Annotated in this window: 18 protein-coding genes and 1 tRNA gene; 6 read left to right on the forward strand and 13 right to left on the reverse strand. The window is 68.2% G+C overall.

Annotated features, from left to right (window positions below):
- Positions 1-64: 64 nt before the first annotated feature.
- Positions 65-1,474, reverse strand: coding sequence for an acyl-CoA synthetase (locus tag LTV02_RS21315; RefSeq protein WP_233033205.1), 1,410 nt, complete (start codon positions 1,472-1,474; stop codon positions 65-67).
- A 157-nt stretch (positions 1,475-1,631) separates the two neighbouring features.
- On the opposite strand from LTV02_RS21315, the gene LTV02_RS21320 reads away from it, so the two are divergent.
- Positions 1,632-2,480: an oxygenase MpaB family protein gene (locus tag LTV02_RS21320; RefSeq protein ID WP_233033207.1), complete on the forward strand. Its 849-nt coding sequence runs from the start codon at positions 1,632-1,634 to the stop codon at positions 2,478-2,480.
- On the opposite strand, the gene LTV02_RS21325 is transcribed toward LTV02_RS21320, so the two are convergent.
- The gene (locus tag LTV02_RS21325; protein WP_067721758.1) at positions 2,481-3,113 is read right to left on the reverse strand and encodes a TetR/AcrR family transcriptional regulator; all 633 of its coding nucleotides are present in this window, start codon (positions 3,111-3,113) and stop codon (positions 2,481-2,483) included.
- A gap of 147 nt (positions 3,114-3,260) precedes the next feature.
- Here LTV02_RS21325 and LTV02_RS21330 point away from each other — a divergent pair, with 147 nt between their 5' ends.
- Entirely contained in the window at positions 3,261-4,127 is an 867-nt protein-coding gene (locus LTV02_RS21330; protein WP_233033208.1) for an oxygenase MpaB family protein, read from the forward strand.
- 68 nt (positions 4,128-4,195) lie between these two features.
- Here LTV02_RS21330 and LTV02_RS21335 read toward each other — a convergent pair whose 3' ends face one another.
- The 7 genes from LTV02_RS21335 to LTV02_RS21365 all read right to left on the reverse strand — a co-directional run bounded on the left by LTV02_RS21335 (position 4,196) and on the right by LTV02_RS21365 (position 13,010).
- Positions 4,196-5,095, reverse strand: coding sequence for a proline dehydrogenase family protein (locus tag LTV02_RS21335; protein ID WP_233041650.1), 900 nt, complete (start codon positions 5,093-5,095; stop codon positions 4,196-4,198).
- 44 nt (positions 5,096-5,139) lie between these two features.
- Positions 5,140-6,777 (reverse strand): L-glutamate gamma-semialdehyde dehydrogenase, encoded by a 1,638-nt coding sequence (gene pruA, locus LTV02_RS21340; protein WP_233033210.1) that lies wholly within the window; start codon positions 6,775-6,777, stop codon positions 5,140-5,142.
- 53 nt (positions 6,778-6,830) lie between these two features.
- Complete coding sequence (locus LTV02_RS21345) at positions 6,831-8,429, reverse strand: GMC oxidoreductase (RefSeq protein WP_233033212.1); 1,599 nt, start codon at positions 8,427-8,429, stop codon at positions 6,831-6,833.
- A gap of 164 nt (positions 8,430-8,593) precedes the next feature.
- A tRNA-Asp gene (locus tag LTV02_RS21350) sits at positions 8,594-8,667 on the reverse strand.
- Between the two features lie 73 nt (positions 8,668-8,740).
- Positions 8,741-9,847 carry a succinyldiaminopimelate transaminase gene (dapC, locus tag LTV02_RS21355; protein ID WP_233033214.1) on the reverse strand — a complete coding sequence of 369 codons (1,107 nt, stop codon included), beginning with the start codon at positions 9,845-9,847 and terminating at the stop codon, positions 8,741-8,743.
- A 6-nt stretch (positions 9,848-9,853) separates the two neighbouring features.
- Positions 9,854-10,180: a ferredoxin gene (gene fdxA / locus LTV02_RS21360; RefSeq protein ID WP_067721764.1), complete on the reverse strand. Its 327-nt coding sequence runs from the start codon at positions 10,178-10,180 to the stop codon at positions 9,854-9,856.
- Between the two features lie 199 nt (positions 10,181-10,379).
- Positions 10,380-13,010 (reverse strand): bifunctional FO biosynthesis protein CofGH, encoded by a 2,631-nt coding sequence (locus LTV02_RS21365; RefSeq protein WP_233033216.1) that lies wholly within the window; start codon positions 13,008-13,010, stop codon positions 10,380-10,382.
- 251 nt (positions 13,011-13,261) lie between these two features.
- On the opposite strand from LTV02_RS21365, the gene LTV02_RS21370 reads away from it, so the two are divergent.
- From LTV02_RS21370 to LTV02_RS21380, 3 genes are all read left to right on the forward strand, one after another.
- Positions 13,262-14,761, forward strand: coding sequence for an NHL repeat-containing protein (locus tag LTV02_RS21370; protein WP_233033226.1), 1,500 nt, complete (start codon positions 13,262-13,264; stop codon positions 14,759-14,761).
- Between the two features lie 169 nt (positions 14,762-14,930).
- A complete protein-coding gene (locus LTV02_RS21375) occupies positions 14,931-15,437 on the forward strand; it encodes a PH domain-containing protein (RefSeq protein WP_233033228.1) in 507 nt (168 codons plus the stop codon).
- On the forward strand, positions 15,434-17,023 hold the full coding sequence (locus LTV02_RS21380) for a PH domain-containing protein (protein ID WP_332909528.1): 1,590 nt from the start codon (positions 15,434-15,436) through the stop codon (positions 17,021-17,023). Before LTV02_RS21375 ends, LTV02_RS21380 begins: the two co-directional genes overlap by 4 nt.
- A gap of 85 nt (positions 17,024-17,108) precedes the next feature.
- On the opposite strand, the gene LTV02_RS21385 is transcribed toward LTV02_RS21380, so the two are convergent.
- Positions 17,109-17,351, reverse strand: a complete 243-nt coding sequence (locus LTV02_RS21385) for a hypothetical protein (RefSeq protein WP_067721767.1) — start codon at positions 17,349-17,351, stop codon at positions 17,109-17,111.
- A gap of 226 nt (positions 17,352-17,577) precedes the next feature.
- On the opposite strand from LTV02_RS21385, the gene LTV02_RS21390 reads away from it, so the two are divergent.
- Positions 17,578-19,533 (forward strand): GMC family oxidoreductase N-terminal domain-containing protein, encoded by a 1,956-nt coding sequence (locus tag LTV02_RS21390; RefSeq protein ID WP_233033243.1) that lies wholly within the window; start codon positions 17,578-17,580, stop codon positions 19,531-19,533.
- A 46-nt stretch (positions 19,534-19,579) separates the two neighbouring features.
- Here LTV02_RS21390 and LTV02_RS21395 read toward each other — a convergent pair whose 3' ends face one another.
- The 3 genes from LTV02_RS21395 to LTV02_RS21405 are packed head-to-tail and all read right to left on the reverse strand — an operon-like array spanning position 19,580 to position 23,107.
- On the reverse strand, positions 19,580-19,954 hold the full coding sequence (locus LTV02_RS21395; RefSeq protein WP_233033244.1) for a DUF742 domain-containing protein: 375 nt from the start codon (positions 19,952-19,954) through the stop codon (positions 19,580-19,582).
- Positions 19,951-20,355 carry a roadblock/LC7 domain-containing protein gene (locus LTV02_RS21400; RefSeq protein WP_233033245.1) on the reverse strand — a complete coding sequence of 135 codons (405 nt, stop codon included), beginning with the start codon at positions 20,353-20,355 and terminating at the stop codon, positions 19,951-19,953. The genes LTV02_RS21395 and LTV02_RS21400 overlap by 4 nt, the downstream gene beginning before the upstream one ends.
- A gap of 13 nt (positions 20,356-20,368) precedes the next feature.
- Entirely contained in the window at positions 20,369-23,107 is a 2,739-nt protein-coding gene (locus LTV02_RS21405) for a sensor histidine kinase (protein ID WP_233033246.1), read from the reverse strand.
- Between the last annotated feature and the right edge of the window lie 59 nt (positions 23,108-23,166).

Genomic DNA, 23,166 nt, shown 5'->3' on the forward strand with positions numbered 1-23,166 from the left:
GACGAACCCCCACCACCATGTGCCACTCAACCTCTCCGCGGCCCCACCACCAGGCCCGTAAGACCTAGGCGAGCAGCTTCTTCTGCACCTTGCCCATGGCATTTCGCGGCAGGGAGTCGACGAGCCGCACCTCACGGGGCCGCTTGTGGACCGAAAGCTCCCCCGCCACATGGTCGATGAGCTCCTGGGCGATGGAATCCGTTGCGCCGTCGCGCAGTACGACGTAGGCGACGATGCGCTGACCGAGGTCGGGATCCGGTGCGCCGACCACCGCCACCTCGGCGACGGCGGCGTGGCCGAGGAGAGAGGTTTCGATCTCGCCCGCACCGATGCGGTAGCCACCGGACTTGATGAGATCCACGGATTCCCGGCCGACGATGCGGTGGAAGCCGTCCGGGTCGATGACGGCCACATCGCCGGTCTTGAACCAGCCGTCCTCGGTGAAGTTCTCGGCGGTGACCTCGGGACGGTTGAGGTAGCCGTCGAGGAGCATCGGGCCGCGGACTTGGAGCCCGCCCACGGATTCGCCGTCGTGCGGGACCGGTGCGCCGGATTCGTCGCGCAGACGGGTTTCGACGCCCTGGACCGGGGTGCCGACCCAGCCCGGCCGGCGTTCGCCGTCCGGGCGGGTGGACAGGGTGATCATGGTTTCGCTCATGCCGTACCGCTCGAGCGGAGCGTGGCCGGTGAGGTCGCGGAGGCGTTCGAAGACCGGCACGGGAAGCGGGGCGCTGCCGGAGATGAGGATGCGAGCCTTCGCCAATTCCTTTGCGGCGTCCGGGTCTTCGGCAACGCGGGACCACACTGTCGGCACACCGAAGTACATGGTGCCGTGCGCGTCGGCGTAGGCGCGCGGGGTCGGCTTGCCCGTGTGGATCAACGGACTGCCGACGCGCAGCGGACCGAGCACGCCGAGGATCAGGCCGTGCACATGAAACAGCGGAAGCCCGTGCACCAGTGTGTCTTTCCAGGTCCACTGCCAGGCGTCGGCGAGCGCGTCGAGCCCCGCGGCGATCGCATTGCGGCTGAGCATCACGCCCTTGGGCGCGCCGGTGGTCCCCGAGGTGTAGAGAATGAAAGCCGTTGCACTACCCGCAGGTTCGGAATACACGTGCCAGGACCGGGCATGCTTGCGCACCGGAATGACCGGCAGCTCACTCCCTTCGGGAGCCTTCCCCAGCCACGCCTGCGCCCCCGAATCGTTCAGAATGTGCGCCAGCTCGGCACTCCCCGCATCCGGCGGCACCGGCACCACGGTGACGCCCGCGATCAAACACCCCACCACCGCCAGCACCGTCGTCACCGTAGGCTCGGCCAGCACCGCCAGCCGCTCCGCCCGCGCCACCCGCTCCGCCACCGAGGTGGCGGCTCCGAGCAGATCACTACTGGAGAGCGTCACGCCCTCGATGGTGACGGCGTTCGGGACATCGGCACCGGCGGCCACAGCGGCCGGATTCAGCGAGCGCAACAACACGCGCCCACCGTACTTCGCACCCCGCAGCTGATGCGCGCCCCACCCTGCACCCGGCGGGCCTTCACGATTCAGCCGCGAAGCGGTGGTGGTGGTTGACACGGGGATGAGTGGGTAAGAGAGTAAGTGCACAACCTTCTCATCGAGGATGGGGTCAACGATGACCAGCCCATTGCGAGCGACGACGCCCGAGGTAGAGCCGCCGATCGATATCCGTCGATTCATCGACGGCGCGGCCGGATTCCTGGGCGGCGCGGCGAATGTGATCATGCAGCTCTCGAATCGACCGGTCGGTTATGGCGTGGTCGAGAGTCCCGTTCCGAGCGGGAGCGTGGTGGTCCATCCGATCAAGCGATTGCGCACCACCCTCACGTATCTCTCGGTCGCCATGCTGGGCAACGAAGAGGATCAGATCGCCTACCGCGCAGCCGTGAACGAACAGCACCGCCAGGTTCGCTCCAAGCCCGGCGCGGAGGTGAAGTACAACGCCTTCGACCCGAAACTCCAGCTCTGGGTGGCCGCCTGCCTCTATTGGGGCGCCCGCGATCTCTACGAACGCATGCACGGCCCGATGAACGAGCAGGACGCCGACGCCTTCTACTTCCATTCCGCCCGCTTCGGCACCACCTTGCAGATGCGCCCGGAGATGTGGCCCGCGAATCGCGCGGCGTTCGACCGCTATTGGGACGAGAACCTCGCGAAAACCACCATCGACCCCAAGGTGCACGCCTACTTCGACGATCTCATCGACCTGAAGATGCTGCCCACACCGTTCCAGCTGGCGTTCGGCCGCACCCACCGCTTCTTCGTCACCGGCCTGCTCCCGCAACATCTCCGCGACGAGATGGGCATGACCTGGTCGCCCCGCCAGGATCGCCTGCTGGCCCGCACCATGCGCACGCTCGGCACCGCCGGCGACCTCGCCCCGGCTCCCTTGCGCGCCTTCCCCTTCAACGCCTACCTGCTGGATATGCGCCTGCGCCGCCGCCTGGGCCTGCGCCTGGTGTGATCAGAGAATCCGGAAGCCCGGCACCACGTGCTCGCGCGCGAACTTGCGCAGCGCCGCCTCGTCGTCGAGCGGAATCACCGTCTGCGGCGTCAAGGCCATGGACAGCGAATTGCGGGCGAGCATTTCCGCGAACGGCAGCGGATCGTATTGCGCCAGTTTGCCTTCGGCCTGCAGGCGGGCGATGAATTCGGCCAGATAGTCGCGCCCGAGTTCGATGACCGGCCCGCCCTGCACGGTCAGGTACGGCAGCACCATCTCGGGTTCGGTGCGCAGCAGCCGGTCCAGCAGCTGGTTGCCGCGCAGTCCCGCCAGGAACGCCACGAACAGTTCGACGATCTGATCCTCGGCGGAGGCGTCGGATTCGATCTGCCGCGCCACCACGGCGTCGACGTCTTCGATGAACTGCCGCGCCTGCCGCAGCCCGACGGCCTGGATGAGATCGTTCTTGCCGGCGAAGCGCCGATACAGGGTGGCGAGCGAGAGCCCGCCGCGCCGGGCGACCTCGACCATGCTGGTGCGTTTGATTCCGAAATCCAGGAAGGCCACCAGCGCGGCGTCGAGTACCTTGGCCTGATTGCGGTCCTCGGGCCCGGATTCACGCACGAGCGGGAGGAGTTTGGCCAGCTTGGCCATGGTCCGGACCCTTTCCTCAGACGCCGATACGATGAGGCACTCATCATCGCACATTGACACTCCCGCATTGCGATGAGAAGGTGAGAAGCGAACATTCTCACACTCTCCTCACCGTGGAGGAGTGACTGACGAGGAGTCGTGTCAACGATGACCGCCCCGCTGCGCAAGTTCGATGAGTACCCATCGGTCGACTTCGAGGAGTTGACCCCGGAAACCGTGCGCGAGCACATCGACGGCGTCGCCGCCTTCCTGGGCGGCGCGGCCAATGTGATCATGCAGCTCTCGCTGAAGCCGGTCGGCTACGGCGTCATGGAGAGCGATGTGCACAGCGGCAACATCATGCGGCACCCCATCAAACGCCTGCGCACCACGCTCACCTACATCGCCGTCGCCCTGATGGGTGACGACGCGGACCGGGTGGCCTACCGCGAGGCGGTCAACACCTCGCACCGCACCGTCCGCACCAAGCCCGACAGCCCGGTGAAGTACAACGCCTTCGATCCGAAGCTGCAACTGTGGGTGGCGGCCTGCATCTACTGGGGCATCGACGACATCATCCACCGCATGCGCGGCCCGATGGATCCCGCGACCGCGGAAGCCCTCTACCGCTACAGCGCCCGCCTCGGCACCACCCTGCAGATGCGCGAGGAGATGTGGCCGCCGACCCGGGACGCCTTCTACGCGTACTGGGAGGAGAACCTCGCCGAACGCACCATCGACGACCCGACGCGCACGTACTTCAACGCGCTGGCCGACCTGAAGATGCTGCCCTGGCCCATGCAGGTGCTGTTCGGCGGGCTGCACCGCTTCATCGTGACCGCGCTGCTCCCGCCGCATCTGCGGGCGGAGATGAACATGAGCTGGTCGGCGCGGGACGAGCGCGTCTTCGGCCGCCTGCTGCGTGCACTCTCGACCCTCTGGCGGGTGCTGCCCGGCCCGCTCCGCCTGTTCCCCTACAACTTCTATCTCGCGGATATGCGGCTGCGTCGCCGCCTGGGACGGCCGCTGGTCTAGGGGTGGACCGTGCAGCGGCCGGTGCGGGCGGGCAGGAGAACCGGACTCCTGCCCGCCCGCACTGCATTTCAGCCGCGATCGGCCAGGGCGCGCAGGAAGAAGCCGAGGTTGGCGGGGCGTTCGGCCAAGCGGCGCATGAGATATCCGTACCACTGGTTGCCGTACGGGACGTAGACGCGCAGCGCGTGCCCCTCCGCCACCAGGCGTCGTTGTTCGGCATCGCGAATCCCGTAGAGCATCTGGAATTCGAAATCGCCTGGGCCGCGCTTGTTCTCGGCCGCGAGCCGCAGCGCCGCCTCGATCATGGCCGGATCGTGCGAGGCCACCATGGGGTACCAGCCGCCGCGTAGCAGCACGGCCAGGCAGCGCAGGTAGGAACCGTCCACGTCGGAGCTCTTCTGATACGCGACCGACTCCGGTTCCTGATACGCCCCCTTGCACAACCGGATTCGGGTACCGGACGCCGACAGTTCCCGGGCCCGCACCTCGGCTTGCCGCAGATAGGTCTGCAATGCCACTGCGAGCCAGGGGAATTCGGCCCGCGCCAGCCGCACCGCTTCCAGGGTGTCCTCGGTGGTGGTGTGGTCCTCGGCGTCCACGGTCACCCAGACCCGGGATTCGTCCGCCTTGACGCACAGCTTGTGCAGGTTCTCCGCGGCGATGGCGGGACCGTCCTCGCCGAGCGACTGGCCGAGCGCCGACAGCTTCACCGACACTTCGACCCGCGGCGTCGGCCCGTCCGGCAGGTCCAGTGCCGCCAGGTCGTCGATGAGCGAAACGTATTCCGCCACCGCCGCGTTCGCCATGGCCGGATCGGCGGTGTATTCGCCGAGGAAGTCGACGCTGACCATGCGCCCGCTGTCCAGGAGCTCCCGCACCACGGGAATGAGTTCGGCGCGGGTCTCTCCCGCCACGAACCGCCGCACCACGGCCGCCGTGATCGGCACCTTGGTGACGGCCCGCTTCATGCGCGCCGATCCGGCCGCCGCCAGGATCACCGGCCGCAGCGGATTCACGATTCCCCCATGTGCGGGTACCGGTAATCGGTGGGCGGCACGAAGGTTTCCTTGAGGGTGCGCGGCGCGACCCAGCGCAGCAGGTTCAGATACGAGCCCGCCTTGTCGTCGGTTCCGGAGGCGCGTGCGCCGCCGAACGGCTGCTGTCCGACCACCGCTCCGGTCGGCTTGTCATTGACGTAGAAATTGCCCGCCGTGAATCGCAGTGCGGCCGAGGCTGCCTCGATGGCTTCCCGGTCGCGCGCGAAGATCGCGCCGGTGAGCCCGTACGGCGCGGCGGTGTCGACCAGGCGCAGCACATCCGCGAACCCGTCGGGCCGGCTGTCGTCGTAGATGTACACCGACAGGATCGGCCCGAAGTACTCGGTCCCGAACGATTCGTCGCCCGGATCGTCGCTGAGCAGCACGGTGGGCCGCACGAACCAGCCTTCGCTGTCGTCGTACACCCCGCCCGCCGGAATGGCGATGCCCTTGCCCTTGGCGCGCACGATGGCTTTCACGTTCTTGTCGTAGGCGCGGCTGTCGATCAGCGCGCCGCCGAAATTCGACAGGTCGGACACATCGCCGTAGCTCAGTTCCTCGGTCTGGGTGAGGAATTCGTGCCCCATCTGCCGCCATACCGATTTGGCGATGTAGGCGCGCGAGGCGGCCGAGCACTTCTGGCCCTGATACTCGTAGGCCCCGCGGATCAGGGCGGTGCGCAGCGCATCCGGCTCGGCCGAGGAGTGCGCGACGATGAAGTCCTTGCCGCCGGTCTCGCCGACCAGTCGCGGATAACCCTGGTAGCGGTCGATATTCGCCGCGACCTGCTGCCACAGGTGATGGAAGGTGCGGGTGGATCCGGTGAAGTGGATGCCCGCCAGGCGCGGATCGGCCAGCGCCACCTCCGACAGCTGTGCCCCGTCGCCGGTGACCATATTGATCACCCCGGGCGGCAGGCCCGCCGCCTCCAGCAATCGCATGGTGTAGAACGCCGAAAGCGTCTGCGTCGGTGAGGGTTTCCAGACCACGGTATTTCCCATGAGGGCCGGCGCGGTGGGCAGATTCCCGGCGATGGCGGTGAAATTGAACGGCGTGATGGCGTACACGAACCCTTCCAAGGGCCGGTAGTCCATCCGATTCCACACGCCCGCACTCGATTCCGGCTGCTGCGCCAGGATCTGCCGGGCGAAGGCCACATTGAACCGCCAGAAGTCGACCAGCTCGCAGGGTGCGTCGATCTCGGCCTGCTGCACCGTTTTCGACTGCCCGAGCATGGTGGCCGCGGCGATGGTCTCCCGCCACGGCCCGGCCAGCAGGTCGGCGGCTCTCAGCAGGACGGCCGCGCGTTCCTCGAAGGGCAGCGCCCGCCAGCCCGGTGCGGCGGCGGTGGCGGCGTCGATGGCCGCCTGGGCTTCGGAGTGATTCGTATTGGTGTAGGTCCCCAGAACATGACGGTGCCGGTGCGGCATGACGATATCGAAGCGCTCGCCGCTGCCGGGCTGATGTTTGCCGCCGATGACGAGCGGCACATCCACGGACCCGGAGGAGATTTCGGCGAGCCTGCCGGTGAGCAGTTCACGTTCGCGACTCCCCGGTGCATAGGAATGCACCGGTTCATTGCTCGGAATAGGGACAACCGTGACAGCGTCCATACCCCAGGCTAACGCGGTCCCGCCCTGCTCACCGGGCACGGCGCGCCCCGGCGCTACTTCAGGTCATTGGCCACGATGTTCTCGATATTGCGTTCTGCCAGGGCGGTAATGGTGACGAACGGGTTCACCGTGGTGCTGCCCGGGATCAGTGATCCGTCGATCACGTACAGCCCCTTGTACCCGTTGAGCCGTCCGTAATTGTCGGTGGACTGGTTCAGCACGCAGCCGCCGAGCGGGTGGTAGGCGAAGTCGTCGCCCCAGGTCTTGTACAGCCCGAACAGATCGGTCCGGTAGATCGTCCCCTCCTTGGAGTTGATCTTGTCGAAGACCTTCTTGGCGGAATCGATACTGGTCTGGTTCCACGCGGTCTGCCAGTTCAGATCCACCCCGCCGGTGCCGGAGTTGAAGGTGAACTTGCCGCGATTCGGGTTCTTGGTGATGGCCAGGTACAGGCTGATGAACGTCTCCAGCCCGGCCGGGATCGGCGAGACCTCGGCGAACACCGGCGCGCTGGCATCGGCCCAGTTGTCGATGCCCAGGCAGGGGATGCAGGACTGCAGGCTGCCGGTGTCGTCCCACACGTGGTTGGCCCGCGCCACCATCACGTTGCCGTTGTTGCCCCAGTTCGTCCCCACCGAATCCGCGAGGTCCTTCAGCTTGCCCTGCGCCTTCATGGCCACCAGCAGCTTGGAGGTGCCGACGCTGCCGGCCGCGAAGAACACCCGCTGCGCCGTAACCGCCTTGGTGGCAACGGTATTGCCGCTGGTGTCGATCTGGTTCATCTCGACCTTGTAGCCGCCCTCGGCAGGCGAGACCGCGGTGACCTTGTGCATGGCCGTGATGCCGACCTTGCCGGTGGCGACCGCCTGCGCCAGATAGGTCTTGTCGAGGGAGTTCTTGCCGTAGTTGTTGCCGTAGATGACCTCGGAGTTGAGCGCCGACCGGGTGACGGTATTGGCCTGCTCCTTCTTCATGTACTCGAAGTCGTAGACATTGGGCACGAAGGTCCAGGCGAACCCGGAGCGCTCGGCCTGCTTGCGCCCGACCCGCGCGTACTTGTAGCAGTCGGCGCTGTCGAACCAGCTCTGGTCGATATTGTTCACGCCCAGTGCGGCATTGGCGCGCGGGTAGTAGGTGCTGTACATCTCGCCCGCGTCCACCGAGGGCAGGATGCTCGCGAAGTTCTCGCGCTTGGGCGTGACGGCCATGCCGCCGTTGACCAGCGAGCCGCCGCCCACCCCGCGCCCCTGATAGATCTTGATCCCGCTGAACTGCTCGGAGTCCAGCACGCCGGTGTAGCGCGAGATGTCCTTGTTGTAGTCGCCGCCGGAGAAATGATTAATCGGCTGATCGGTGCGGTTGCGCAGCCAGAACGAGCGCCCGTCCGGTTTCAGCATGCCGCAGAAGATCTTTCCGTCCGAGCCGGGCTGCGACCAGGACATGCCCATCTCCACCACGGCCACGTCGATGCCGGCCTGGGCCAGCCGGAGCGCCGCGACCGCCCCGCCGTAGCCGCTGCCGATCACCAGGGCCGGGACCTTGTCACCATCCGCTAGCTGCTTGGTGGGTAGCGCCTGCGCGGGGGTGCGCCGGGTCAGCGCCGCACCTCCCACTACGAGGCCGGTGGTGGCAAGGAATGCACGGCGGGTCATGCGCATTGAAAGACTCCTCATCGAGTTCCGATGAGAACCTGTTATAGATGTTGTGAAGAGAACACGTGTCAGTTTTCGAGCAAGATCGAAAAAAGTACGGTGGGAACGAGTTCGGCGGGAAACGCAAAAGAGCGCACAGCCGAAGCTGTGCGCTCTCCTACAAGCGACCCTGACGGGACTCGAACCCGCGACCTCCGCCGTGACAGGGCGGCGCGCTAACCAACTGCGCCACAGGGCCTTGCGTGATTGTTCCGGCCACCCGGGCCGTGCAACGTCGTAGACGCTATCACGACCTCCGTGACGAAATGAAATCAGCTGGTCAGACGATCGGCGGCCGTGGCGATGCGCTCGTCCGTGGCGGTCAGCGCGATGCGCACGTGCCGCGCCCCGCGGGGACCGTAGAACTCGCCGGGAGCAGCGAGAATGCCGCGCTCGGCCAGCCGGTCCAGGGTGGTGCGGCCCGGCTCGTCCCGGGTCGACCACAGGTACAGTCCGGCTTCGGAGTTCTCGATCCGGAAACCGGCCGCCTGCAACGCGTTTCGCAATACCTCGCGGCGCGCCCGGTAGCGCTCGCGCTGCTGCGCCTCATGGGTGTCGTCGCCGAGCGCGGCGGTCATGGCCGCCTGGATCGGGAACGGCAGCATCATGCCGGAATGCTTTCGCACCTCCAGCATTTCGGCCACCAGCGCCGGATCGCCGGTCACGAAGCCGGCCCGGTAGCTGGCCAGGTTCGAGGTCTTGGACAGCGAGTGGATGGCCAGCAGCCCGGTGTGATCACCGTCGCACACTTCGGGATCCAGGATGGAGGCCGCGCGGCCTTCCCACACCAGTCCGAGGTAGCACTCGTCCGAGGCCACGATCGCCCCACGCTCCCGGGCGAATTCGACCACCTTGCGCAGATGCTCGACGCCGAGCACCTTGCCGGTCGGGTTCGACGGCGAGTTGAGGTAGATCAGCGCGGGCCGCTCCGGACCCAGCTGGGTCAGCCCGTCGGCGCGCACGATGCGCGAACCGGACAGCAGCGCACCGACTTCGTAGGTCGGGTACGCGACCTCCGGAATCACCACCAGGTCGTCCGCACCCAGCCCCAGCAGCCGCGGCAGCCCGGCGATCAGCTCCTTGGTGCCGATCACCGGCAGCACGGCGGCCGGGTCGACGCCGGTGATGCCGAAGCGCCGCTTCATGGCATCGACCGCGGCCTGCCGTAATTCGGCGGTGCCGTGCGTGGTCGGGTACCCGGGCACCTCCGCCACGGCGGCCAGCGCCGAACGGATCAGTGGATCCACCGGATCGACGGGGGTGCCGACCGACAGGTCCACGATTCCGTCCGGATGCGAAGCGGCCTTCGCCTTGACGGAAGCGATGGTGTCCCAAGGGAAATCGGGTAGGAGACTGCTCACCCGGCCACGTGCGGTCACGCTGGGTTACTCGCCTTCGGCCATCGGCGGTAGCGCGGCGATGAACGGCGGGTCGAAATCGACCTTGCCGACCTTCGTCGCACCGCCCGGCGAACCGAGCTCGTCGAAGAAGTCGACATTGGCGTTGACGTAACCGGCCCACTGATCCGGGGTGTCGTCTTCGTAGAAGATGGCCTCCACCGGGCAGACCGGTTCACATGCACCACAGTCCACGCACTCGTCCGGTTGGATGTACAGCATGCGGCCGCCCTCGTAGATGCAGTCCACGGGGCATTCTTCGATGCACGCCTTGTCCTTCACGTCAACGCACGGTTCAGCGATGATGTACGGCACTGCCGCTCTCCTAGTCTGTCCTCACATGCGGGATACTCCGCCCCGCGAAACAGTATCCCGGTCCGAACACATTACCTCTGGTCAGCCTGCCCTAACTCAGCGAGCACTCAGTTCGCCGCGTTCGGAACGCGACAACTGATCTCGCTGCGCCAGCGGTACCTCGTGGGGGACGTCCAAAATTCAGACACCCACCCGACCGCTAGCGCGGGTGCGCGACTTCAACGGCACCCAAGCCGCCCGCTGAAGCCACGGAGAGGCGGTCCAGCACGCCATAGGTGGTGGTGCGCTGGCGCACCGGACGGCCGATGCCCGACGCGATCTCCGTCAGTTCCGCGACCGTCTTGGCGGATCCGTGTTCGGAACCGGCCATGCGGGAGATGGTCTCCTCCATGAGCGTGCCGCCGAGGTCGTTGGCGCCGCCGTTGAGCATCAACTGGGTGCCCTTGGTTCCCAGTTTCACCCAGCTGGTCTGAATATTGTGAATCCGCCCGTGCAACATGATGCGCGCGAGCGCGTGGGCGGCGCGATTGTCGCGCACCGTGGGACCGGGCCGGGACGCGCCGGCGAGGTAGAGCGGGGCGCTCTGGTGCACGAACGGCAGCAGCACGAATTCGGTGAATCCGCCTGTCTCGTCCTGGATTCCGCGCAGCACATTCAGGTGGCCGACCCAGTGCTTCGGGTTGTCCACATGCCCGTACATCATGGTCGAGCTGGAGCGAATGCCCAGCTTGTGGGCGGTGGTGATGACCTCCACCCAGGCCGAGGTGGGCAGTTTGCCCTTGGTCAGCACCCAGCGCACCTCGTCGTCCAGGATCTCGGCGGCGGTGCCCGGAATACTGTCCAGCCCGGCCTCTTTCAGCGCGGCCAGCCAGTCGTGAATGCTCTGCCCACCTCGAGAAGCCCCATTGACGACTTCCATGGGGCTGAACGCGTGCACGTGCATGGACGGCACCCGCGCCTTGATGGCCCGCACCAGGTCGGCGTACCCGGTCACCGGCAGCTCGGGATCGATGCCGCCCTGCATGCAGATCTCGGTCGCGCCTTCGACGTACGCCTCCCAGGCACGGTCGGCGACCTCGGACGCGCTCAGCGTGAAGGCGTCGGCGTCGCCCTTGCGCTGGGCGAAAGCGCAGAAGCGGCAACCGGTGTAGCAGATATTGGTGAAGTTGATGTTCCGGTTCACGATGTAGGTGACATCGTCGCCGTTGGTGTCGCGGCGCAGCTGATCGGCGAAGGACGTGATCGCTTCCAGCGCCGGGCCGTCCGCGGTGGCCAGCGCCAGGTACTGCTCGTCGGACAGCCCGGCCGGATCCTTCTCGGCGGCGCGCAGGGCGGCCAGCACATCGGAGTCGAAACGCTCCGGCGCGGCGGCGGCCAGCTCGTTCACCTGTTCGCGAATGGTCTCCCAGTCGCCGAACGCGCCCAGGGCATCGTCGACGAGCCCGGAATCGCTGCGGGACTCGGTGTTCCGGCCCTCGGTGTCGATGGCGGTATTGAGATCGACGCGGCCGACCGATTCCCAGTCGTGGTCGGGTTCCTGCCAGGGCAGCCCGGCCGGGTTGACCTCGCGGGCCAGTCCGGTCACCGGATCGGCGAGCGCCGCCACATGCCGGGAGACCCGCGGATCGATCCAAGGATGGCCCGCCAGCACGTATTTCGGGTGCGCGGTCAACCGCTCGGTGAGTACGTAGCCGGCGTCGGCGGTGACCTGCGCCAGCACCTCCAGGTTCGGCCAGGGCCGTTCCGGGTTCACATGGTCGGGAGTCAGCGGCGACACCCCGCCCCAGTCGTCGATGCCCGCGTCGATGAGCGCGCGGCATTCGTCCAGGGACACCAGGTTCGGCGGCGCCTGGATGCGCATCTTGGGGCCGAGCAGCAGGCGCGCCACGGCGATGGTGGCGCGGAACTCCTCGAGATCGGCATCGGAGGTATTGCGCATGGCGGTGTCGTGCTTGGCCAGGAAGTTCTGCACGATCACCTCCTGCACGTGCCCGAAAGCCTTGTGCGCCTTGCGGATCGCCATGATCGACTCGGCGCGTTCGGTGAGGTTCTCGCCGATGCCGACCAGGATGCCGGTGGTGAACGGGACCGAGAGCCGGCCCGCGTCGGTGAGCGCGCGCAGCCGGACCGCCGGATCCTTGTCCGGGCTGCCGTAGTGCGCCTGGCCGGGTTCGGTGAACAGGCGGGTGGAGGTGGTCTCCAGCATCATGCCCATGGACGGCGCGACCGGCTTGAGGCGGGACAGTTCCGCCCAGGTCATCACACCCGGATTCAGGTGCGGCAGCAGGCCGGTCTCCTCCAGCACGCGAATCGACATGGCGCGCACGTAGTCCAGGGTGGAGTCGTAGCCGCGTTCGTCGAGCCACTGGCGGGCCTCGGGCCAGCGTTCCTCGGGACGGTCACCGAGGGTGAAAAGCGCTTCCTTGCAACCCAGTTCGGCGCCCTTGCGGGCGATCTCCAGGACCTCGTCGGGTTCCAGGTACATGCCGCGACCCTCGGCGCGCAGCTTGCCGGGGACGGTGACGAAGGTGCAGTAGTGACACTTGTCGCGGCACAGGTGGGTGAGCGGGATGAAGACCTTGCGCGAATAGGTGATCGGCAGAACGTCACCGGCGTACCCGGTTTCCCGCAATCCGGCATCGCGCACCCGCGCGGCGGACGTCGTCAGATCTTCCAGATGGGCGCCGCGCGCATGCAGCAGCACCACCGCCTCGTCGAGGTTGAGCGTCGCGCCGTCCCGCGCCCGGCGCAAAGCCCGGCGCATCGCCGACTCGCTGGGCGGGTTCGGCGGCAAGCTCGGGTTCGGTAGATCCGTCACGTCCTCGATCATGCGCCATCCATTCGGCCGGTCCGACTCGGGTGCCATAAGAGCTGGCAACCCGGCGCCCAGGCAACCTATTCCGCTGCGAGCGTCGCACAATCCTCCCGCACCACCGATGGATATGCGCGGCGGCAGGCCCTTCGCCGCCAGATTTTCCGTTGAATGATCCGAATGCTTGCGACGGGCGATCGACTCTTCTACGGTGATCGCACTGTGCGATTACTCGCATTCATCGATACGAATATTCGAATCGGGGTCCCGTGCTCTCACGCCTGAGCCGCGCCACCGCGACTGCCGCCCTCGGCGCGTCGCTGCTGCTGACCATTGCCACCACCTCCGCGTCCGCGGCCTTCGGGCCGCTGCCGCCGGCCAATCCTCATCTCGGTCCGCTCGGCACGGCGACCATGCACGGCGACGCCGAATCCTCCGACAGCACACCCCTGGCCGGACCCGGCGCCGGCGATATCAAGGCCGACTTCCACGAACTGGCCGCCGCCTGCCCGACCATCCTGCAAGGCGCGGACGGACTACCGCAGGCGCTGTGCACCAAGATCGTGGACCGGGCCCCGGAAGTACTGCTGCTGGACCCGAATACCGGCAATACCCTGGCGTCCCTCGACCTCACCAAGGGCAGCCTGCTCGGCGGCGTGTACGCCTACCTCGACGATCAGGACCGGATGGTCACCGTGGACGGCAGCGGGAACCTGCTGCGCGTCGGGCATCAGCGCGGGCCGGACGGCGGCTGGAAGCTGAGCATCGCATCGAAGACCGATGTGTCGCAGGCCGTTACCGGGCACTGCGGCGGCGGCAGCTGCGATGCGGTCAGCTCGGTCATGGCCGACTTCGACGGGCGGGTGTGGTTCGCCACCGACAATGCCGCCGCCGGATTCGTCGGGCTGGACGGCGTGGCCAAGTCGATCGTGCTCGGTCCCGGGGAAACCGTGGCCAACAGCATTTCCACTGCGCCGCAGGGCGTCGCGATCGCCACCTCGCACGCGCTGTATCTGGTGGACACCGACGGCAGCGGGAACCCGCGCGTGCTCTGGCGGCAGGCGTACGACCGGGGTCCGGCGCGCAAGCCCGGTCAGCTGAGCTGGGGCACGGGTGCCACGCCCACCTTCTTCGGGCCCGGCAGCGGCACCGAATACCTGGCCATCACCGACAATGCGGCGGGCAAGGAGAACCTGCTCGTCTACGAGACGGGCACCGGGCGCACCGTCTGCTCGGTCCCGGCCATCGACGGCACCGAGAACTCGCCCATCGGCTCGGGCAACAGCCTCTTCGTCGCCAGCACCTACGGCTACCCCTATCCGCAATTGCCCGCGAACGCCGGACCCAGCCAGCCCACCACCGCGTCCTTCACCGGCGGCATGACCCGCATCGACGTCACCGCCTCCGGATGCACGGTGGTGTGGACGAATACGGTCCGCTCCTCCGCGGTGCCGCGACTGTCGGTGGCGGACGGGAAGATCTACACGGTCACCCGGCGCGGACTGCTCGGCACCGGCAGCGCGGACCTGCCCTCCGGCAGCGCGGATTCCGGCAGCGCCGACAGCGGCAGCGGCAGCGGAAGTGCGAGCGGCATCGCCGACACCTACCGCTTCGCCGTAATCGACGCCGCCACCGGCAAACTCGAATCCGAACGTTTCATGGGCGGCACCACCGTGCACGACACGTTGCAGATGGTCGGCACCATCGCACCCGGCCGCGTGCAGTACCAAGGCACGCTGAGCGGACTCTTCCGGATCACTCCGCGTTGAGGCTCAGGACCGAGCGCGACAACTGATCTCGCAAGTTCCGGGTAACTCACCGGGTACGCCCGGAATCGGCTCGGCGGCCGACCGCCGGCACGGAAGCGGGACGGCAAACGGCTCCCTGCCGTCCGCTAAAGACCCGGGGAGGCGGGACAGCTGTGCAAGCATGTGCTCTATGTCCGACCGCACCGCCCCGGGCGGGATTCTGGCCGAACCCGCGCGGCGGCCCAGTCCGCGCGCCAAACTGCTGTGGGCCGTCAGTGCCGCGCTGTCGTGGGTCCTTCCGCTGATCGGCCTGCTGGTCTGGATGGCGCTCGATCCCGACCGGCGGACCGTTCAGCTGAGCATTCTCGGAATCGCCCTGGTACTGGCCGCATTCAGCATCGGGGTGGTGCCGTTGTGGCGGTACGCGGTGCATCGGTGGGAGATCACCGATGAGGCCGTGTACACCCGGACGGGGTGGCTGACCCAGGAGAGCCGGGTCGCGCCAATCACGCGGGTGCAGACGGTGGATACCTATCGCGGGCCGCTGGAGCGATTGCTCGGGCTGGCGACCGTCACCGTCACCACCGCGTCGTCGGCGGGGGCCGTGCACATCAGCGCGTTGCAGTTGGAGGACGCCCGGCAGACCGTCACGCAGCTGACCGAGATCGCCGCCCGGCATCGGGGTGACGCCACGTGAGCGAGCTGACCGACACCTCCGTGGCCGGGGGCTGGCAGCGGCTGGATCGGCGCATGCTGCTGGTGCATCCCATCACCGAGCTGATCCGGTTCATTCCGGTCCTGCTGGCCACCCTCATCGCCGGTGCGCGCAGCGACAATCCGATGTGGAGCCTCGGGGTGGTGGGAATCATCGTCCTGCTCGCGGTGACGCGCTGGTTCACCACCACCTATCGGATCACCCGCGACAATGTCGAGCTGCGCACGGGACTGCTGCAGCGCAAACGGCTTTCGGTGCCGCGCACCCGGGTGCGGTCGGTGGACGTGGAAGCCGATCTGCTGCACCGGGCGCTGGGGCTGGCGGTGCTGTCCATCGGCACCGGGCAGCAGGCCGAGCGCGGGGACCAGTTCAAATTGGATTCCCTGGACGCGCGGCTGGTGCCGGAACTGCGGACGGCGCTGCTGGCGCATACGCAGCAGACGCCGGAATCCGCCGGGGCGCAACCGGTTACGGATACACCGGGCGGCGATACCGGCATCGACCTCACCAAACCCGCTGCGGCACAGCCGGCCAACGGTCACGCACCGGTGGAGATCGCGCACTGGCGGCCGGATTGGGTGCGATTCGCGCCGCTGTCGCTGACCGGATTCGCCATCATCGCGCCGATCGTGGGCCTGGCCTTCCAGTACGGGATCGCCGATCTCATCTTCGAATCCAGCACGGTGCGCGGCGTGGAGGACAGCGGCGCGCGGGCGATCGCCCTGTTCGTCGCACTGCTCATCGTGGCGCTGGTGGTGTTCGTCAGCCTGGTGGCGTGCGCCCGCTACCTGGCCAGCTGGTACGGGCTGCAGGTCGTCGACGACGGCAAGACCCTGCATCTGCGGCACGGCCTGTTCACCACCCGCCAGACCACCCTGGACCTGGCGCGCTTGCGCGGCGCGACGGTCAACGAACCGCTGCTGCTGCGCCTGGCCGGGGCCGCCGAGCTCGAGGCCATCATGACCGGCACCGGTCCGCGGCAGAAGCTGCTCCCCCAGGCTCCGCGCGCGGCGGTCGATCACACGCTCGCGCATCTGCTGGACGACGAGGCGGTGCTCGACGTCGGCCCCGCGCCCGCCGGGCTCGCGCCGCCGCCCCCGGTCACGGTGGAACTGCTCCGGCACGGTCCGGCCGCGCGGCGCCGGCGCTATACCCGCGCGCTCGGCCCGGTCGCGCTGCTCGCGGCGGCGCCCATCGCCATATCGCTTGCCGGAAACCACATTCCGTCCTGGATCTGGGCGCTGCTGGCCGTAATCGCCGCTGCCGCAACGGCACTGGCCTGGGACCGCTACCGCGGCCTGGGCCACGCCGTGATCCCGCCCGCGCCGGGCCATCCGGCCTGGCTGGTCACCCGCAGCGGTTCCCTGGACCGCGATCGCGACTGTCTGGAAGCGCCCGGCGTGATCGGCTGGACGGTGCGCCAGTCCTTCTTCCAGCGCCGCGCCGGCCTGGCCACCGTGGTGGCCGCCTCCGCCGCCGGCAAGAAGCGCTACCACGTCATCGACCTGCCGCTCGAAAGAGCTTGGGAGCTCATCGAATCCGTGACGCCCGGGCAGCTGGGCCGCTAGTCCCCGGAAATGCCCGAAGGCCCCGGTGTGGGGAAACCCACCGGGGCCTTCGGGTTTTCGACCGCTGCGCAAGGAATGTGGAAACTCAGCGGAAGAGGTGGACGTACCACAGGCCGTCGTCGTGCTGCTGGCACTGGTACCACCAGCCCGCGTCACCGGTGATCTGCTGACCGTTGGGGCCCACCCACGAGCCCTTCGAACCGTCGATGTCGCACGCCTCGAGGGTGCCGTAGTTGCCGTTGCCGATCAGCTCCTCGGCGTGCGCGGTACCCATGGACAAACCGGCCAGACCGGCCGAAATGGCGATAACGGCAGCGAACTTCTTCATAAGCTTCCCTTCCTGATCCCGACCGGCCGACCCTCCGGTGACCGGTACGGAGCAATTACAGCGGGGGCACTGTGAACAAATCGTGAACGTGTTCCAGTACGGGTCGATGTAATTGCCAATTCACGTGCCATTCAGGCTCTTTGAGCTGAACAGACCGCTAGAAAGTGAGCGGAGATTCGGCCTACTGTGGTAGAAATCACCGAGCATTGAGAAGGGTGGATTCTTCATGGAGCCTACGGCGCAGCAGCGTGCCGCACTGGGCATGATCTGCGATACGTTCCTGCCGGGTGACGGGCTGACCCTGCCGGCGGCGACCGAACTCGGCGCCGTCGACACCATCTTCCAGATTCTGGGGCGCAACCCCCGGGAAGCGGAGAAGAAGCAGCTGGCCATGTTGCTCGGGCTGTGGGACTCGCGGCTCACCGGACTGCTCACCGGCAGTGGTCCGCGCAAGTTCTCCACCCTGTCGCAGGAGCAGCGGGAGCAGGCACTGCTGCGGCTCGGGGACTCCGGGCTCGCCCCGGTGCGCGCCATCTTCCAGGCGCTCAAGCAGGCGTCGCTGCTGGCGTACAACGTCACCCCCGGGCCCACCGGCACCAATCCGCTGTGGAAGGAGATCGGGTACCCCGCGCCGACGGGGCCGTTGCAGACCGCGCCGAAGCCGGCGCTCGCGCCGCTGCGCTACACCGAATCCACCACGCTCACTTGCGATGTCGTGATCGTCGGCTCCGGCGCGGGCGGCGGCACCGCGGCCGCAGTGCTGGCGGCGGCCGGGCTCGACGTGATCGTGCTGGAACGCGGAAACTATTACGACGACCAGGATTTCGGCGGCGGCGAACTGGCGGGACTGACCTCGCTGTACGCGGCGGGCCCGCCCGGATCCGCCGAGGGGCAGATCACCCTGGTGTCCGGCAGCTGCCTGGGCGGCGGCACCGTCGTCAACTGGAGCACCTCGCTGCCCACCCCGGACCGGGTGCGGCAGGAATGGGCGGAGCTCGGGGCGAAGCAGTTCGCGGAGGACGAGTACGGGGACGCGCTCGCGCAGGTGAGCAAGCGCATCGGGGTCAATGTCGAACGCTCTCCGCTCTCGAAGCGCGACGCCGTGCTCGAGCGGGGCGCGCTGGCGCTGGGCTGGGATCTGGATACCTTGCCGCGCAATGTGTCCGACGCCTGCGACGCGGGCATCGAATGCGGGCGGTGCGGGTACGGGTGCCGGTTGGGCGCCAAGCAGTCGACCACCAAGACCTGGCTCGCCGATGCCGCCGCGAGCGGCGCACGCCTGGTGGTGGATGCCGATGTGCGCAAGATCGAGGTGAAGAACGGCCGGGCGGAGGCGGTTTCGGCGCGCACCGCCGACGGCGCGGAGATCACGGTGCGCGCTCGCGCGGTCGTGGTGGCGGCCGGCGCCATCCAGACGCCGGCGCTGCTGAAGCGATCCGGGTTGCGCAACAAGAACATCGGGCGTTACCTGCGGCTGCATCCGGCCGCCGCGGTGTTCGGCGTCTTCGACGAGGAGATCCGGGGCTGGGAGGGCGGGCTGCAGACCCGGATCAGCCGCGAGCACGCCGACCTGGACGGCAACGGCTACGGCGTGATCTACGAGACCGGGCCGATCCATCCGGGCCTGGCCACCGGGTTCCTGAGCTGGCGCGGGGCGGCGGCGCACCGGGCCACCATGCTGGACTTCGCGCGCTCGGACGCCATCGGGATCATCACCCGGGACCGGGATCCGGGGACCGTGAGCATCGACAAGGCCGGGGAGGCCATCGTCAAGTACAAGCTGTCCGACTACGACGCCGGGCACCTGCACACCGGCATCGTCGGCGCGGCGAAGATCCTGGAAGCCGCGGGCGCGCAACGCATCGTCTCCGGGCATCAGGCCGGGGTGTCCTACGAACCGGGCGTGCGGGGGTCCATCGACGAGTTCGACGCCGCCGCCAAGGCCGCCGGATACGGGCCGGGGCAGTGCGCGATGGGCGCTCTGCACATCATGGGCTCGGCGCGCATGGGCGGTTCACCGGAGCTGTCGGCCACCAACCCGGACGGCGCCACCTGGGATGTCGCCAATATCGTGGTCGCGGACGGTTCCAGCTTCCCGACCGCGCCCGGCGTGAATCCGATGGTGTCCATCGAGGCCATCGCCTATATGAACGCCAAACGCCTGGCCGCGCAGTTGAGTTGAGGTATCGGCGTCCGGATCCCGCTGCGCGAGCGGCGAATCCGAGCGTTCAGAGGGACCGGATGCCTTCCAGCACCGCGTACAGCAGCCCGGTGTCGAAGGCATGGTCGGTGGCGGGCGGCGGCGATCGGAAGACCAGCAGCCCGTCGTCGATCAGATCGCCGACCAGCACCCTGGTCAAGGTGAGCGGCAGCCCCAGGTGCGCCGCCACCTCCGCCACCGACAGCGGGCCCCGGCACAGCCGCAGCAGCGCCGCGTATTCGGGTTCGGGCCGCTTCAGCGCGGAGGCGAAACCGGCGTCCACCACCAGGGTGGTCAGATCCAGATCGGGCCGCTGCGCCCGGCCGCGACCGCGCGTCACGGCGTAGAGACGAACCAGCGGGCCCGCCTCGTCCTCGTACCAGTGCTCGCGCGAATCGCTCATGGTCGGTCGTGGGTCCGCGGGTCCGCGGTCAGATGCGCGCCGACGCGCTGCACCGTCTGATTCACCTCGAACGCCACCAGGCCGAGATCCGCTGTCTCCGAAGCCAATAGCGCCAGGCAGGTATTGGTGCCCGCGGCGGTGACGAACAGCACCGCCTGATCGAGTTCCACCACGGTCTGGCAGACGCCGCCCGCCTTGAAATGCTGTCCGGCGCTGCGGGCCAGGCTGTGCAGCGCGGAGGCCATGGCGCCGAAGCGCTCGGCGTCCGCGCGATCCTGGCCCTGGGAGAAGCCGAGTAGCAGGCCGTCGGTGGACAGCAGCACGGCCGCTTGCGCGTCGGCGAGCCCGTTGACCAATTCGTCGAGCAGCCAGCCGAGGTCGATCCGGTGGGAAGTGGTCATTGTCGCCTTCTCGTCAATCCGTCGGTTTCGAGTCTGTGTCGCTGAGCGGGCGGCGGCCCTGCCGCGAACCCTTCGAGATCGCGCTCATCCGCTTGCGGGCCTCCTCCGCCGAACGCAGGCGCGGCGCGCCGGTCGCCTCCGGCTCGGCCGGATCGGCGTCGCCGAACGCGGCGCGCTGGCGGCGCGGCAGATCCGGGCGCTCGGCCGGAGCCGGCATTCCGGCGGCATAGCGCGCGGCCCGCAGCGCCGGAATGGAATTCGGCAACGGACCGGACAGGGCCGGATCGATATCGATGTCCTGCGCCGGAACGTCCGCGTGCGAATCCCAGATCGGCGGATACGCGTCCGGGAAACGAATCGGCGCGCCCGACACCGGGTCGGAGAAACCCACCGACGTGGACGCGGGGCGATCCGGCTGGAAACGCGTCGGCATGGGCGGGTAGGTATCGGAGGTCGGGGTGAAGAACGGCTCGTCCTCCGCCGGCACATACGGCGCGGGGAAGCGGCGCACCGGAGTCACATCGACTTCCGAGGTGGGAGACGGCCATTCGATGCCGTTCGGAATCCGGACCGTCGGGCTCTCGGGGGCGGGCGCACCCGGGGGCAACGACGCGGACGGCTGCCATGCGGTATCACCGGCGCCGGCCACCGCCGCACCGCCGGCGGCCGACCACGCCTCGTTGGCGGACCAGGCCTCGCCATTGGCGGCGAACGGATCGCCCATGGCGTGTGCGGCGCCGTTGGTAGAGGCGACGCCGACCACGGGCAGGACGGTGGTGACGGGCGAGCCGGGAGCGGGTGGCTGGGCGCCGACGCCGTCACCGATCAGCAGCGACGAGGGGATCAGGGCGACGGCGCGGACGCCGCCGTACACGGATTCGACCAGTTTGACCGAGATACCGTGCCGGGCCGCGAGTTTCGCGACCACGAACAGGCCCAGTCGGGTGTTGCCGGACAATGCGGCGACGCTGAATTCCGGCGGATTCGACAGGGCCGCATTGTGTTCGGCGAATTCGGCGTCCGTCATGCCGAGCCCCTGATCGATCACCTCGACGGCCACCCCGCGCCCGACGATGGTCGCGGTGACCGTGACGGGCGATTCCGGCGGCGAACAGGCGGTGGCATTGTCGGTGAGTTCGGCCAGCAGATGGATGACGTCGGCGACGGCATGGCTGGCGATCCGCACATCGGGAATGCGGCCGGGTTCCAGCCGGGTGTAGTCCAGGCTCTCGGTGATGGCGCCGCGCACCACTTCCAGCAGCGGCACCGGGCTGCGCCAGCGGCGGCCGGGCTGCTCGCCGCCGAGAATGATCAGGTTCTCGGCATTGCGGCGCGCCCGGGTCGCGAGATGGTCGAGCTGGAACAGCAATTCGAGCTGTTCGGCATTGCTCTCCTCGCGTTCGGCGCGATCCAGCAGCGCCAGCTGCCGGTGCACCACCACCTGGCTGCGATGCGCGATATCGAGGAACACGGCCTTGATCCCGGCGCGCGTGCGCGCCTCCCCGGCCGCGGCCGATACCGCCGCCAGGTGCGCGCGGTTGAAAGCATCGGCGACCTGACCGAGTTCGTCGGTGCCGTAGTCCAGGCGCGCGGCCTCGGCGGCGGCATCCACGTTCTCGCCCGCGCCCAGGCGGTTGATCAGTTCCGGCATGCGGTTGTCGGCCAATTCCAGGGTGTCGCGGCGCAATCGGCGCATCCGGCCGATGAACTGATTGGCCAGCACCAGCGCCGCCAGGAAGGCCAGTGCCGCGATCAGCGCGACGACCGCGCCGCCGATGATCGAATCCCGGGTCGCCGCCTCACCCTGCTCACGGGCGATGACGTGCGCGTCGCGGCTCTGGTCCTCCCACAGCTTCTGCAGGGCGGCATTGACCTGACTGGACGCCTCCTGCCATTCGGCCAGCGAAATCGGCAGTGTCACCGCCCGATTCACCGCCTTGCCGCTGCGCGACTTGGGCGTGGTCTCGGCGGCGTCCTCGCCGACCGCGCCGCGCAACAGCACCGCGTCCTGCATGGCGGTCACCTGCTGCCAGGCGGCCCCGCCGGTGATCGCGTTCAGCTGCGCCAGCCGGGTGTCCTTCAGCACCGACGCGGAATACCGCACCTCGCCACGGAATTCACCGACCAGGCGGCCGAACTCCAGCAATTGCGCCGAGGTCAGCTCGCCCGCGGTCAGCGCCACCGCGCCGAGGGTGTCGGCCTGCGACAGCGCTTCGGCGGCGCGCAAAGGCTCGACGCCGTAACCGAGTTCGATCCCGATCCCGGCATCCGGCGCGACCCGGGCGGCCAGCATGGACGCCGAGATGATGGTGCCGATCACCTGCGTGAAGAAGCCGAAGACCTGGTCGGTGGGGGCCTGCCGGGCATCGACACCGTTGCGCAGCGTCGGCACCATGATGAAAAGCTTGTTGTAGGCCTCGATATCGCCGGCCGAGCCGTTCGGATTCAGCTCGCGGGCGGCATCGCCCTTGGCCTTGACCGCCGCGAGGGCCTCGTCCGAACGCTGCCGGGCGGCGGGCAGCAGATGCGCCGCGTCCGGGTCACCGGCCAGGTGCAGCATCGACAGCCGGCGCTCCTCCTCGAAGGCGGAGACCATGAGAATCGCGGGTGAGGTGGTGCTGCTGGCGAGTTCGGCCCACTGCTTGGCTTCGCGGGCCGATTTCACCAGGTAAATGGCCGCGCCGCTACCGATGACGAGCAGGGTGACGCTGGAGATGAGCACGATCGACAGGAGCCGGGCGCGCACACTCACCCAGCCGCGGAAAGCGCCTTTGGTCGAATCAGCCTGACGGTCAAGCGATTCCCGCCGAT

The organism is Nocardia yamanashiensis (assembly GCF_021183565.1).
Classification (GTDB): Bacteria; Actinomycetota; Actinomycetes; order Mycobacteriales; family Mycobacteriaceae; genus Nocardia; species Nocardia yamanashiensis.